This is a genomic window from Streptomyces sp. RK62 (assembly GCF_018070255.1).
GTDB classification, from domain to species: domain Bacteria; phylum Actinomycetota; class Actinomycetes; order Streptomycetales; family Streptomycetaceae; genus Streptomyces; species Streptomyces nigra.
Genome location: NZ_JAGPYD010000011.1, coordinates 287,625 through 300,619 on the forward strand (window position 1 = coordinate 287,625; position 12,995 = coordinate 300,619).

Annotated in this window: 15 protein-coding genes, 1 tRNA gene, 1 pseudogene and 1 riboswitch; of the genes and pseudogenes, 6 read left to right on the forward strand and 11 right to left on the reverse strand. The window is 70.7% G+C overall.

The window, feature by feature from the left end; all coding sequences use genetic code 11:
• Positions 1 to 32: 32 nt before the first annotated feature.
• From KBY32_RS22840 to KBY32_RS22855, 4 genes are read right to left on the reverse strand one after another with little or no spacing between them, the layout of a single operon-like run.
• A complete protein-coding gene (locus KBY32_RS22840; protein ID WP_055623379.1) occupies positions 33 to 728 on the reverse strand; it encodes a DUF1707 domain-containing protein in 696 nt (231 codons plus the stop codon).
• A 33-nt stretch (positions 729 to 761) separates the two neighbouring features.
• Positions 762 to 1,769 carry an ATP-binding cassette domain-containing protein gene (locus KBY32_RS22845; protein WP_210981404.1) on the reverse strand — a complete coding sequence of 336 codons (1,008 nt, stop codon included), beginning with the start codon at positions 1,767 to 1,769 and terminating at the stop codon, positions 762 to 764.
• A gap of 9 nt (positions 1,770 to 1,778) precedes the next feature.
• Complete coding sequence (locus KBY32_RS22850; protein WP_210981405.1) at positions 1,779 to 2,600, reverse strand: ABC transporter permease; 822 nt, start codon at positions 2,598 to 2,600, stop codon at positions 1,779 to 1,781.
• Positions 2,593 to 3,393 (reverse strand): ABC-2 family transporter protein, encoded by an 801-nt coding sequence (locus tag KBY32_RS22855; RefSeq protein WP_308293777.1) that lies wholly within the window; start codon positions 3,391 to 3,393, stop codon positions 2,593 to 2,595. Before KBY32_RS22855 ends, KBY32_RS22850 begins: the two co-directional genes overlap by 8 nt.
• Before the next feature lie 232 nt (positions 3,394 to 3,625).
• Between KBY32_RS22855 and KBY32_RS22860 the strand changes: the two genes are divergently transcribed.
• On the forward strand, positions 3,626 to 5,983 hold the full coding sequence (locus KBY32_RS22860) for a transglycosylase domain-containing protein (RefSeq protein WP_210981406.1): 2,358 nt from the start codon (positions 3,626 to 3,628) through the stop codon (positions 5,981 to 5,983).
• Positions 5,984 to 5,997: 14 nt separating this feature from the next.
• On the opposite strand, the gene KBY32_RS22865 is transcribed toward KBY32_RS22860, so the two are convergent.
• The 3 genes from KBY32_RS22865 to KBY32_RS22875 form a co-directional block, all read right to left on the reverse strand.
• Positions 5,998 to 6,318, reverse strand: coding sequence for a multidrug efflux SMR transporter (locus tag KBY32_RS22865; protein WP_079033763.1), 321 nt, complete (start codon positions 6,316 to 6,318; stop codon positions 5,998 to 6,000).
• Positions 6,319 to 6,355: 37 nt separating this feature from the next.
• A riboswitch (guanidine-III (ykkC-III) riboswitch) is annotated at positions 6,356 to 6,425 on the reverse strand.
• 54 nt (positions 6,426 to 6,479) lie between these two features.
• Complete coding sequence (locus KBY32_RS22870; protein WP_029381647.1) at positions 6,480 to 6,836, reverse strand: co-chaperone GroES; 357 nt, start codon at positions 6,834 to 6,836, stop codon at positions 6,480 to 6,482.
• 51 nt (positions 6,837 to 6,887) lie between these two features.
• Positions 6,888 to 7,217, reverse strand: coding sequence for a DUF3618 domain-containing protein (locus KBY32_RS22875; RefSeq protein ID WP_055623375.1), 330 nt, complete (start codon positions 7,215 to 7,217; stop codon positions 6,888 to 6,890).
• Between the two features lie 94 nt (positions 7,218 to 7,311).
• Here KBY32_RS22875 and bcp point away from each other — a divergent pair, with 94 nt between their 5' ends.
• From bcp to KBY32_RS22895, 4 genes and pseudogenes are all read left to right on the forward strand, one after another.
• Positions 7,312 to 7,779, forward strand: a complete 468-nt coding sequence (gene bcp / locus KBY32_RS22880) for a thioredoxin-dependent thiol peroxidase (RefSeq protein WP_210981407.1) — start codon at positions 7,312 to 7,314, stop codon at positions 7,777 to 7,779.
• Between the two features lie 155 nt (positions 7,780 to 7,934).
• A pseudogene (locus KBY32_RS22885) lies at positions 7,935 to 8,435 on the forward strand (HNH endonuclease); the annotation flags it as partial.
• A complete protein-coding gene (locus tag KBY32_RS22890) occupies positions 8,432 to 9,139 on the forward strand; it encodes an HNH endonuclease (protein ID WP_210981409.1) in 708 nt (235 codons plus the stop codon). The pseudogene KBY32_RS22885 and the gene KBY32_RS22890, both read left to right, overlap by 4 nt.
• Positions 9,105 to 9,187, forward strand: a tRNA-Leu gene (locus tag KBY32_RS22895). Before KBY32_RS22890 ends, KBY32_RS22895 begins: the two co-directional genes overlap by 35 nt.
• Before the next feature lie 50 nt (positions 9,188 to 9,237).
• Here the strand turns inward: KBY32_RS22895 and rdgB are convergent.
• The 4 genes from rdgB to KBY32_RS22915 all read right to left on the reverse strand — a co-directional run bounded on the left by rdgB (position 9,238) and on the right by KBY32_RS22915 (position 11,491).
• Positions 9,238 to 9,840 (reverse strand): RdgB/HAM1 family non-canonical purine NTP pyrophosphatase, encoded by a 603-nt coding sequence (gene rdgB / locus KBY32_RS22900; RefSeq protein WP_055623372.1) that lies wholly within the window; start codon positions 9,838 to 9,840, stop codon positions 9,238 to 9,240.
• A gap of 34 nt (positions 9,841 to 9,874) precedes the next feature.
• Positions 9,875 to 10,279, reverse strand: a complete 405-nt coding sequence (locus tag KBY32_RS22905; protein ID WP_055623371.1) for a hypothetical protein — start codon at positions 10,277 to 10,279, stop codon at positions 9,875 to 9,877.
• Between the two features lie 145 nt (positions 10,280 to 10,424).
• Complete coding sequence (gene rph / locus KBY32_RS22910; RefSeq protein ID WP_108707091.1) at positions 10,425 to 11,171, reverse strand: ribonuclease PH; 747 nt, start codon at positions 11,169 to 11,171, stop codon at positions 10,425 to 10,427.
• 86 nt (positions 11,172 to 11,257) lie between these two features.
• Positions 11,258 to 11,491: a glucose PTS transporter subunit EIIB gene (locus tag KBY32_RS22915; protein ID WP_030610403.1), complete on the reverse strand. Its 234-nt coding sequence runs from the start codon at positions 11,489 to 11,491 to the stop codon at positions 11,258 to 11,260.
• 177 nt (positions 11,492 to 11,668) lie between these two features.
• Here KBY32_RS22915 and KBY32_RS22920 point away from each other — a divergent pair, with 177 nt between their 5' ends.
• Entirely contained in the window at positions 11,669 to 12,958 is a 1,290-nt protein-coding gene (locus KBY32_RS22920) for a PTS transporter subunit EIIC (protein ID WP_210981410.1), read from the forward strand.
• The last annotated feature ends 37 nt before the right edge of the window (positions 12,959 to 12,995 follow it).

Genomic DNA, 12,995 nt, shown 5'->3' on the forward strand with positions numbered 1-12,995 from the left:
CCTAGGGGGACTCCTCGCGGCCCCGGCGAGCTCTAGGGGGACTCCTCGCGGCGCCCGGCCTTGCGCTCCAGCTTCTCGCGGCGGCGCTCCTCGCGCAGTTCCTGCTTCTGGGCGCGGGTCAGCTTGCGCTCCACGCCGACCCCGCCCCAGAACGCGAACCCGGACACGATCACCCGGGGCCCGCCGGGATCGCCGAGCACGCCGTTCTCCCGGTGGTCGAAGCCGCCCATGACGCCGACGCCGCGCACCACGACCTCCACGCCGGGCGGCACGATCACCTGCACCCCGCCCATGACGGCCACGCAGTTGATCCGGATCTCGCGGTCCGCGAAGTCCGCGTCGCGCAGGTCGATCTCCCCGCCGCCCCAGAACGCCACGCAGTTGAGCCGCTTCGGCGCCGTCCACCGCCCCTTGCGCTGGAACCCGGACAGCACGGCGACCGCCCACGACGGGGAGTCGTCACCGCCGACGATCCGCCCCGGCCACGGCTCGTCCACCGTCGCCGGCCGCTTCACCATGTCGACCCGCGGCCCGGGTGCCGCGCCCGCCGGCAGATCCCGGGTCAGCGGCTCCAACTCGCCGTAGGTGCGGGCCCGGTAGGTGGCGTCCAGCCGTTCCTCGAACTCCTCCATGTCGAGCCGCCCCTCCGCGAGGGCGTCCCGCAGGACCTCGGCGACCCGTTCACGGTCGCGGTCGGAGGCGCGCAGCTCCGGGGCGTTGTCGGTCATGACAGCAGCGTACGAGCAACTCCCGCCCGGGGGCTACGAGATGACCCGTCCGGCGTCCTCGACCGGCGGCCCGGGCGGGTCGGCCGGGGTCCGCAGCATCCGCGCGATCACGGCCTCGATGTCCGGCTCCCGCACCGACAGATCCACCAGCGGGTAGTCGGCGGCGATCCGCGCCACCAGCACCGCCGCCGACTCGGACGCCGGGAACGCCAGCCACTGCCGGGGCCCGTCCACCTTCACCACCCGGGCCGGCGCCGCCTCGATCGGCGGCAGCTCACGCTCCAGGTCGACCACCAGCGTCCGTTCGCTCTCCCCGACCTCGTGCAGCCCGGCGAGCGCCCCGTCGTAGACCAGCCGCCCGTGGTCGATGACCATGACCCGGGAGCACAGCTGCTCGATGTCCTGCAGGTCGTGCGTGGTCAGCAGCACCGTCGTGCCCCGCTCGGCGTTCAGCTCCCGCAGGAAGGTCCGCACCCGCGCCTTCGACATCACGTCCAGACCGATCGTCGGCTCGTCCAGGTACAGCACCTCCGGGTCGTGCAGCAGCGCCGCCGCGATGTCCCCGCGCATCCGCTGCCCGAGGGACAGCTGCCGCACCGGCACGTCCAGCAGCTCCTCCAGGCCCAGCAGATCGACGAGCCGGTCCAGGTTCTCCCGATAGCGGGCGTCCGGGATCCGGTACATGCGGTGCATCAGCCGGTACGAGTCGATCAGCGGCAGGTCCCACCACAGCGTGGTGCGCTGCCCGAACACCACCCCGATCCGGTGCGCCAGCCGGGTCCGCTCACGGGACGGGTCGATCCCGGCCACCCGCAGCCGGCCGCCGCTCGGCGTCAGGATCCCGGTCAGCATCTTGATCGTCGTCGACTTCCCGGCGCCGTTCGGCCCGATGTACCCCACCATCTCGCCGCGCGCCACCCGGAAGGAGATCGAGTCGACCGCCCGCACCCGGCGCCGCTCCCGCTTCAGAAAACCCGTCCTGCGGCGGACGTCGAAGACCTTCTCGACCCCGTCGACCTCGATGAACGCCTCGTCCGCCATGCCCGCTCCTCAGCTACCCGTGCTCTGGTACGCCCGCAGCCCCGCCCGCCACGCCAGCCCCGCCCCCGCGCAGCACACCGCCGCGACCAGCGGCGACACGTACGCCGTCCAGCCGGGCAGCGCCACCGGGTACGGCCGCCCCAGCACATGCGCGGCCGGCACCCAGTTGACGAAGGCCAGCGGCAGCGTGAACGTGACGCCTCGCACCAGGTCCTTGCCGAACACCGACGGCGGATACTGCAGCAGCGTCGTCCCGCCGTACGTGAACGCGTTCTGCACCTCGGCCGCGTCCTGCGCGACGATCTGGAACGCCGCGCCCGCCACGAACACCGCGCCGAAGATCACCGCGCCGCTCACCACCATCACCGGCACCAGCAGCACCTTCGCCGCCGTCCACTCCACGTCCACCGCCGACAGCGCCCAGCCCAGCACCGCCAGACCCTGGGTGATCCGGCCCAGCCGGCGCAGCGCGAAACGGTCCGCGCCGACCTGCGCGAGCACCGGCACCGGACGCACCAGCAGCACGTCGAACGACCCGTCCCGCATCCGGGCGCCCAGCACGTCCATCGAGCCCAGCACCAGATCCGCCATCCCGAACGCCGTCACCGACAGCCCGTACAGGAACGCCACCTCTGGCAGCGTCCAGCCGCCCAACGTGTCGACCTGCGAGAACATCAGCAGGATCCCGACGAAGTCCAGCCCTGTCAGCAGCAGATTACCCACCACCGTGACCAGGAAGGACGTCCGGTACGTCATGCTGGACCGCACCCACATCCCGGCGATCAGCCCGTAGGCCCGCAGCCCCTCCCGCACCGCGCCACGCTCAGCCACCCTGCACCACCACCCGACGTGTCGCCGCCGACTGCAGCGCCCGCCCCGCCGCCAGCAGCACCACCGCCCAGCCCGCCTGGAAGGCCAGCGCCCCCGGCACCGACGTCTCCCCCATCAGCACATCCGCCGGCATCTGCAGCTGCGCCGCCCACGGCAGCACCCGCACCACCTCGCCGAACGCCCCCGGGAACGCGTTCAGCGGCAGCACCATGCCCGAGAAGAAGATGCCCGCGATCATCAGGGCCTGGTTGACCCCCGTGCCGTCCATCAGCCAGAACACGCTCAGCGCCACCAGATAGCGGATCGCGAAACTCACCACCCCGGCCAGCAGCAGCGCCCCCGTGAACGCCGCCCACCGGGCCACGTCCGTGGGCAGGGCCATCGGGAAGAACAGCGCCCCGAACAGGAACGGCACCACCCCCCGGCCCAGCAGCTGGAACGCCGCCCGCCCCAGATCCCCGGCCAGCCACCACAGCTGCAGATCCGCCGGCCGGTACAGATCGACCGCGATCTCCCCGGTGCGGATCCGCTCCATCAGCTCCTTCTCCGCACCCCCGCCCTGGATCGCCAGCGTCGCGAACAGACACTGCCCCAGCCAGACGTAGGTGACGGCCTGCGCCTGGTCGTAGCCGCCGAGCCCCGGCCGCTCCTCCCACAGCGCCAGATAGGTGAAGACGAGGATCACGCCGAAGACGGTGTTGGTGAACACCCCGGCCGCCGTGGCCAGCCGATAGGTCGCGTACCGCCGGAACCCACCGGCCGCGACGGCCAGATACAACCGCCCCGCGCCCACGTCCACCGCCCCCTCGCCCGCACCGGCACCGAAGCGCAGGAGCCTAATGGCCGCGCGGCACGGCCTGCCAGCCGATTTCCGGGGCACCCTGAGGCGAGAGCCCGCTCACTTTCCCCCAACACGCGCGCCTTTCCGGGAACGGAACACCCGGCGCGAGAGTCTTCAATGGGGGCGCAGCAGGCGTACGAGGGCGTACGGGAAGTACGACGTGAATCAGGAGTCCGAGCACGACATGAGCGAAGAGCCGCAGCCACAGCCGCAGCAGCCGGCCGGGAAGCAGAAGAGACCCCCGCGCACGGGCTGGCGACGCATCGTCCCGACCTGGCGCATGGTCCTCGGCACCTTCGTCATCGGCGTGTTCCTGCTCGCCGGCCTGTTCTTCCTCGGCTACTCCCTGGTCAAGATCCCGCCCGCCAACGCGCTCGCCACCAAGCAGGCCAACGTCTACCTGTACGCCGACGGCTCCGTGATCGCCCGCGACGGCGAGGTCAACCGGGAGAACGTCACCCTCGCCCAGATGTCCAAGCCCGCCCAGCACGCCATCCTGGCCGCCGAGGACCGCGACTTCTACACCGAGTCCGCCGTCGACCCCAAGGCCATGCTGCGCGCCGCCTGGAACACCGCCACCGGCAAGGGCAAGCAGTCCGGCTCCACGATCACCCAGCAGTACGTCAAGAACTACTACCTGCGCCAGGAGCAGACCGTCACCCGCAAGGTGAAGGAGTTCTTCATCGCGATCAAGCTCGACCGCGAGAAGAGCAAGGACGACATCCTCGAGGGCTACCTCAACACCAGCTTCTTCGGCCGCAACGCCTACGGCATCCAGGCCGCCGCCCAGGCCTACTACGGCATGGACGCCAAGGACCTCGACGCCGCCCACGCCGCATATCTGGCCGCCCTGGTCAACGCCCCCAGCGAGTACGACGTCGTCGCCCACCCGGAGAACAGGGCCGGCGCCGTCGCCCGCTGGAACTACGTCCTCGACGGCATGGTCACCAAGGGCTGGCTCAGCGCCTCCGAACGCGCCGGGCTGACGTTCCCGATGCCGAAGGAGTCCGCGACCTCCACCGGACTGTCCGGACAGCGCGGCTACATCGTGCGGACCGTCCAGGACTATCTGATCCGCAACCGGATGGTCGACAAGGAGGACCTCGAGTTCGGCGGCTACCGCATCACCACCACACTCGAGAAGAAGCGGCAGAACGCCTTCGTCGACGCCGTGAACGACAAGCTGATGTCCAGGCTGGACAAGAGGGACCGCAAGGTCGACAACTACGTCCGCGCGGGCGGCGCGTCCGTCGACCCGAAGACCGGCAAGGTCGTCGCGATGTACAACGGCGTCGACTACGTCAAGCAGTACACCCCGAACGCCACCCGCCGGGACTTCCAGGTCGGCTCCACCTTCAAGCCGTTCGTGTTCACCGCCGCCGTCGAGAACGAGTCGACCACCCGCGACGGCCGCCCCATCACCCCCAACACCATCTACGACGGCACCAACCGGCGCCCCGTGCAGGGCTGGCAGGGCAAGTACTACGCCCCCGCCAACGAGGACGACGTCTCCTACGGCGACATCTCCGTGCGCTCCGCCACCAACAAGTCCGTCAACGCCGTGTACGCCCAGATGGCCGTCGACGTCGGCCCCCAGAAGGTCAAGGACACCGCGGTCGAGCTCGGCCTGCCCTCGGCCACCCCCGACCTCGAGCCCTACCCCTCGATCGCGCTCGGCACCGCCACCGCCAGCGTCCTGGACATGGCGGAGGCCTACGCGACCCTCGCCAACCACGGCAAGCGCGGCACGTACACGATGATCGAGAAGGTCACCAAGGACGGCGCCGAGGTCGTCGAACTCCCCCAGCGCAAGCCCTCCCAGGTCGTCAGCCGCGAGGCCGCCGACACCACGACCTCGGTCCTGCAGAGCGTCGTCGACAGCGGCACCGCGACCGCCGCCCAGGCCGCCGGCCGGCCCGCCGCGGGCAAGACCGGCACCGCCGAGGAGGACACCGCGGCCTGGTTCGCCGGCTACACCCCCGACCTCGCCACCGTCGTCGCCGTCATGGGCCAGGACCCCGTCACCGCCAAGCACAAGTCGCTGTACGGCGTCATGGGCCTCGACCGCATCAACGGCGGCGGCGCGCCCACCGAGATCTGGGCGCAGTACACCAAGGCCGCCCTGAAGGGGAAGCCGGTCACCGACTTCGACCTGGAGCTCCAGGAGAACGCCGAGGTCCCCCAGTACCCCACCGCCGACCCGACGCAGGGCGACGAGGACGAAGGCGACGAGGACGAAGGCCCCTCCGGGGAACCGACCTCCGGCACCGAGGGCCAGACCGGCGGCGAGACACCGGGCGGCCCCGACGGCGGCACCAGCACCGGCCAGGACGGCGGCACGGACACCGGCGGCACGACCGACGGAGGCACCACGGACGGCGGCCAGGACGGCGGCACATCCGACGGCGGTACGACCGACGGCGGCACCGGCGGACCGGGCGGCGCCGACGCCGGCACCACCACCGGCCAGGACGGCGGCACGAACACCGGCGGGCCGGGGACGACGGGCACGACGGCGGGCTTCCCGACCCGAAGGCCGTAGCCCCGGTTCCGTCCTCAGTGGCCGCTGGTCGCCTTCAGCCCCACCACGGCGACCAGCAGCAGACAGACGAAGAAGATCCGCGCCGCGGTGACCGGCTCCCCCAGCACCCCCATGCCGACCACCGCGGCACCGGCCGCGCCGATCCCGACCCACACTCCGTAGGCCGTCCCGATGGGCAGCGAACGGGCGGCGTACGACAGCAGCAGCATGCTCGCGACGATGCCCGCGCCCGTGAACAGGCTGGGGACGAGCCGCGTGAAACCGTCGGTGTACTTCATGCCCACCGACCAGGCGACCTCGAGCAGACCGGCGACGACGAGCAGCACCCAGGCCATGACGGAAACCTCCGAGACGTGACGACGACGTGGAACGGGTGCGTCGTCTTTGCCTGCATCCCGGTACGGCGCGTCTCGTCGGGCACCCCCCACGCTAGCAAGCCCACGCCCACGGAAAGGGGGCCGGTGACGATGGTCACCGGCCCCCTTCTTCCGTCATCTCACAGATAGAGCCCCGTGGAGTCCTCCGACCCCTCGAACCGGTCGGCGGCCACCGCGTGCAGATCACGCTCGCGCATCAGCACGTACGCGACACCGCGCACCTCCACCTCGGCCCGGTCCTCCGGGTCGAACAGGACCCGGTCGCCGGGCTCCACGGTCCGTACGTTCTGCCCCACCGCGACGACCTCGGCCCAGGCCAGCCGACGGCCCACGGCGGCCGTCGCGGGGATCAGGATGCCGCCACCGGAACGCCGCTCGCCCTCGCTGGTGTCCTGCCGCACGAGTACGCGGTCGTGGAGCATCCGGATGGGCAGCTTGTCGTGTTGGGTGCTGTGCTCGTTTCTGTTGGCGCTCACGTCTCGAACCTACCTGCCTGTGCCGCCGGTGCACGCCGCCGGGTCGGGCCCTCAGCCCTTGCGGCGCCGGGTGCCGAGGGCCAGCAGCCCGACCAGTCCGACCGCGACGAGCGCGACCGGCACGATGCGCTCCAGACGGGGCGCGCCCTCCTCGTCGGTGAACTTGGCCCTGACGTCGCTCACGGCCCGGTTGACGCCCACGTAGGCCCGTCCGAGCGTGTGGTCGATGTTCGCCACGACCTTGGCCTTGGCGTCGCCCACGATCGTCTTCGGGTGCACCCGCACCCCGATCTCATCGAGCGTCTCCGCCAGCACAGCGCGGCGGGCCTTGATGTCCGCCTCGATCTGTGCCGGGGTCCTGGTGTCCGACGTCTCCGCCACCGTACGGCCTCCGAAGTGAACTGATGATGTTTCCGGACAGTCTGTCAGCTCTACGGCGAACCGCACCGTCAGGCTCCCCGGTTACGCTGGTCCGATGAGCGAGCGACTCCAGCCGGGGGACGTGGCCCCCGCCTTCACCCTTCCCGACGCCGACGGCAACGAGGTGTCCCTTGCGGACCACAAGGGCCGCAAGGTCATCGTCTACTTCTACCCCGCCGCCCTGACGCCCGGCTGCACCAAGCAGGCCTGCGACTTCACGGACAACCTGGAGCTGCTGGCCGGCGCCGGTTACGACGTCATCGGGGTATCCCCCGACAAGCCGGAGAAACTCGCCAAGTTCCGCGACAAGGAGTCCCTGAAGGTCACGCTGGTCGCCGACCCGGACAAGAAGGTCCTGGAGGCGTACGGCGCCTTCGGCGAGAAGAAGCTGTACGGCAAGACGGTGGTCGGCGTCATCCGCTCGACGGTCGTCGTCGACGAGGAGGGCAAGGTCGAACGCGCCCTCTACAACGTCAAGGCCACCGGCCACGTCGCCAAGATCATCAAGGATCTGGGCATCTGACGCCTGCGGGCGCGCCCCGACGGCTCCCACCCGGCCACCCCGGTGGGAGCCGCTCCGCTTTCCGTGCGTGACTCCCCCCGGGATCGACTCGTTGATCCGTACGAGCCGCGAACGGGCGGTCGAGTACGGGGAGGGGCGCGATGGGGGCGGGCATGGAGCGTGGGGGCGTGAAGTGGACGCGAGACGTGCTCCAGGAGGCGGTCACGGCCTCGACGAACATGTCCCAGGTCCTCCGCCACCTCGGCCTGGACGTGGTCGGCGGCCACCACACCCACATCAGCCGCCGGATCAAGACGTACGGCATCGACACGTCGCACTTCACTCCGGTCGTCCGCACCGAGCGGCAACGCGACAACCGGCGGCGCAGGACGGCCGACGAGATCCTCACCGTGCTCACATCGGGGCCGGCCTCACGTGTCCCGGGGGCTCGCCTCAAGCGCGCGATGCGGGAGAAGGGCGTGGCGGAGCGGTGCGCGCTGTGCGGTGCCGAGGGCGTGTGGCTCGGCGAGCCCCTGCCGCTCGAGGTCGACCACATTGACGGCGACTGGCGCAACAACCGGCTGGAGAACCTGCGCCTCCTGTGCCCCAACTGTCATTCGACGACCGACCGTTACCGCGGACGTGGGACACTGCGCGCCCGGGAGCGGGCCTCATGAGCGCGGGCACCCGGTACGACCGGGAGCGGCTGGCGGAAGCCGCCCGCCGGTGCGGCGACATCGACGAGGTCATCGTCTTCCTGGGGACGCGGCCATACGCCAATCTGCGCCGCTACCTACTGGCGCGTTTCGCCCGCTTCGGCATCGACGTCTCGCATTTCCGGCCCAGCGGCAGACGTCCGCGGCCCTCGCGCGAGGAGCTGAGCGCGGCGGTCGCGGAGTCGTCGTCGCTCGCGGAGGTCCTACGGCGCCTCGGGCGCACGGTCAACGGCACCCAGAGCGCCCGGCTGCGCGGCTGGCTGGCCGAGGAGGGGATCGGCACCGCGCACTTCCTGGGGCAGGCCCATCAACGCGGCAGGCCGGCCCTGAACGCCAAGAGCCCGCAGGAAGTGCTGGTCCGGCACGACCGCGCCAACCGGACCGAGGCGACCCGCCTGCGCCGGGCGCTCCTGGCGACCGGCGTCCCGGAGCGGTGTGCGCGGTGCGGCGTGGGCCCCGAGTGGCTCGGCAAGCCCATGACACTGGAGGTCGACCACATCAGTGGGGACTGGCGGGACGACCGGCGGGAGAATCTGCGGCTGCTGTGTCCCAACTGCCACGCGCTCACGGGGACCTGGTGCAGGGGAGGCGCAAGACGGGGGGCGGCTGCCGGTACGATGACAGGCACCCGCGGCGGTGGTGCAATGGTGACACAGCAGGTTTAGGTCCTGTGGCCCTTAGCGGGCTTGAGGGTTCGAATCCCTTCCGCCGCACTTGAACGGCCTGCGTTTCGAAGATCGAAGCGCAGGCCGTCGTCGTACGGTCAACCCAGCAGTTCGCGGACCACCGGGGCCAGGGCGCGGAATGCCTTGCCTCGGTGGCTGATGGCGTTCTTCTCGGCGGGGGTCAGTTCCGCGCAGGTGCGGGTGTCGCCGTCGGGCTGGAGGATCGGGTCGTAGCCGAAGCCGTTGGTGCCGGACGGGCGGTGACGCAGGGTGCCGTCGAGCCGGCCCTCGACGACGCGTTCGGTGCCGTCGGGGAGGGCGAGGGCGGCGGCGCAGGCGAAGTGGGCGGCGCGGTGCGGGTCGTCGATGTCGCCGAGCTGGGCGAGGAGCAGGTCGAGGTTGGCCTGGTCGTCGCCGTGCTTGCCGGCCCAGCGGGCGGAGAAGATGCCGGGGGCGCCGCCGAGGACGTCGACGCAGAGGCCGGAGTCGTCGGCGACGGCGGGCAGGCCGGTCGCCTGGGCGAGGGCGTGGGCTTTGAGGAGGGCGTTCTCGGCGAAGGTGACGCCGGTTTCCTTGACGTCGGGGATCTCGGGGTAGGCGTCCGCGCCGACGAGTTCGTGGTGGAGTCCTGCGTCGGCGAGGATGGCCCGGAGTTCGGAGATCTTTCCGGCGTTGCGGGTGGCGAGGATCAGGCGGGTCATGGCCCCCAGTATGGCCGCCTGCCGTGGGCGCCGGTCAGGGCGTGCAGACCTTGGTGAGTTCGCCGGCGGCGTCGGTGACGGGGCTGATGTCGGGGGTCTCGTCGCCGTTCTTGACGGCGTCGCGGACGTTGGTGACGGCCTTCTGGAGGTCGTCGACGGCCTTGTTCACGTCGGCGTCGTCGGTCTGGTCGCCGATCTCGTCGAGGTTCTTGTCGATGGAGGTGAGCGATTCCTCGAGCTGGGTGGGGTCGTCGCTCGCGTTCTCCACGGCCTGCTGGAGTTCGGTGACGCTGTCGGCGATGGCGTCGGCGGTCTTGACGCAGTCCATCGCCTTGCTGACGGCGTCGCAGCCGGTGGTGAGCCCGGTGGTGAGGGCCAGTGCCGCGACGGCTGCGGCGGCTGTGGCGATGCGGCTCCGGCGGCGTCGGCTCGTGGCCATGGTGGTCGTTCCCCTCCCTGCGCGGGCCTCGCGGGCCCCCGTGCACTGGCCGGGCGCACAGCGGTGTGCCGTACGCCCGTACCCGTAGTGACGCCGGGGAGGGCGGTGCGGTTGCCCGGGCCGGCCCGGTGTCTTGGTTTGTTCTTTACTGTTCGAGGACGGCGTCGAGGGCCTTGCGCTGGAGGTCGGCGAGTTCGGTGCAGCCGGCGACGGCGAGGTCGAGCAGGGTGTCGAGTTCGGCGCGGGCGAAGGGTTCGGCCTCGGCGGTGCCCTGGACCTCGACGAAGCGGCCGTCGCCGGTGCAGACGACGTTCATGTCGGTGTCGGCCTTGACGTCTTCCTCGTAGCGCAGGTCGAGGAGGGGGACGCCGTCGACGATGCCGACGGAGACGGCGCTGACGGTGCCGGTGAGGGGCTTGCGGGCCGGCTTGATGAGCTTGCGGCCCTGGGCCCAGCCGATGGCGTCGGCGAGGGCGACGTAGGCGCCGGTGATGGCGGCGGTGCGGGTGCCGCCGTCGGCCTGGAGGACGTCGCAGTCGAGGACGACGGTGTTCTCGCCGAGGGCCTTGTAGTCGATGACGGCGCGCAGGGACCGGCCGATGAGGCGGCTGATCTCGTGGGTGCGGCCGCCGATCCTGCCGCGGACGGATTCGCGGTCGCCGCGGGTGTTGGTGGCGCGGGGCAGCATGGCGTACTCCGCGGTGACCCAGCCTTCGCCGCTGCCCTTGCGCCAGCGCGGGACGCCTTCGGTGAAGGAGGCGGTGCACAGCACCTTGGTGTCGCCGAAGGAGACGAGGACGGAGCCTTCTGCGTGCTTGCTCCAGGCGCGTTCGATGGTGACCGGGCGGAGCTGGTCGGGGGTGCGGCCGTCGATGCGGGGCTGTGAGGACATGGCCCGAGCCTAGCGGGACGGGCGAAGGGCCCTTCCCACGCGGGGAGGGCCCTTCAGGGGGTGAAGCCGGGGACGATGCCCGCGCTTCACATCATGTCTTCGATCTCCGCGGCGATCGGGTCGGCGTCGGTGCCGATGACGACCTGGATGGCGGTGCCCATCTTGACGACGCCGTGGGCGCCCGCGGCCTTGAGGGCGGCCTCGTCGACGAGCGAGGCGTCGCTGACCTCGGTGCGGAGACGGGTGATGCAGCCCTCGATCTCCTCGATGTTGTCGATGCCGCCGAGCCCGGCGACGATCTTCTCAGCCTTGCTGGCCATGTTGCCTCTCCCTGATCCGAACCGCTTGGTCGCAGTAACCCACAGTTGGCCCATCTTCGCGAGCGGTCGTGCCGTCTGTGTCGAAGGATGGCCTTCACGACAGCGGAACCGTCCGTCGACTGGTCTACACCACCAGGGGGACGCCCGACAAACCGCCCACGGACGACAGGGGTTCGGATGACTGCCGACAGTACGGTCAGCCCCGGCCGGGCCCGTTGGAACAGGCTGTTCCAGGGGCTGCAGAAGATGGGGCGCAGCCTTCAGCTGCCGATCGCCGTGCTGCCGGCCGCGGGCATCCTGAACCGGCTGGGGCAGCCGGATGTGTTCGGGGACGACGGTCTGGGGTGGACCGATGTCTCACGGGTGATGGTGGGTGCGGGCAGCGCGCTGCTCGACGGTTCGCTGGGGCTGCCGCTGCTGTTCTGTGTGGGCGTGGCCATCGGCATGGCGAAGAAGTCGGACGGGTCGACGGCGCTGGCGGCGGTGGCGGGGTTCCTCGTCTACTACACGGTGCTGCGGCAGTTCCCGGAGGACTGTCCGGAGGGGTCGAAGGCGGTCCCGAACGTGGGCTGTCAGTTGCAGGACGGCTCGGTGACGGTCTTCGAGTTCCAGAATCCCGGGGTGTTCGGCGGGATCGTGATGGGGCTGCTTTCGGCGTTCTTCTGGGCGCGGTTCCACCGGACGAAGCTGGTGGACTGGCTGGGCTTCTTCAACGGCCGCCGGCTGGTGCCGATCATCATGGCGTTCGTGGCGATCGTGTTCGCGGCGCTGTGTCTGTGGGTGTGGCCGCCGATCGGTGACGCGCTGGAGAGCTTCAGCGACTGGATGACGGGGCTGGGGGCGTGGGGTGCGGGTGTCTTCGGTATCGCGAACCGTGCGCTGCTGGTGGTGGGGCTGCACCAGTTCCTGAACGTGCCCATCTGGTTCCAGTTCGGCACGTTCACGACGCCGGACGGCCGGGTGGTGCACGGCGACATCAACATGTTCCTGGCGGGCGACCCGGACGCCGGCCAGTTCACCTCGGGGTTCTTCCCGATCATGATGTTCGCGCTGCCGGCGGCGGCGCTGGCCATCACGCACTGCGCCCGGCCGCAGCGCCGCAAGGAGGTCGGCGGTCTGATGCTGTCGGTGGCGCTGACGTCGTTCGTCACCGGGATCACCGAGCCGATCGAGTACTCGTTCCTGTTCGTGGCGCCGCTGCTGTACGCGGTGCACGCGCTGCTGACGGGTGTGTCGATGGCGGTGACGTGGGGGCTGGGGGTGCACGACGGGTTCAGCTTCTCGGCGGGGCTGATCGACTACGTCATCAACTGGAATCTGGCGACGAGGCCGTGGGCGATCATCCCGATCGGGTTGTGCTTCGCCGTCGTCTACTACGCGATCTTCCGGTTCGCGATCACCAGGTTCGACCTGAAGACGCCGGGCCGGGAGGCGGAGGAGGAGGTGGAGGACGTCACCAAGGTCTGAGGCGCCGGACGAAGGCCACGGGGGGTCTCCGCAAAGC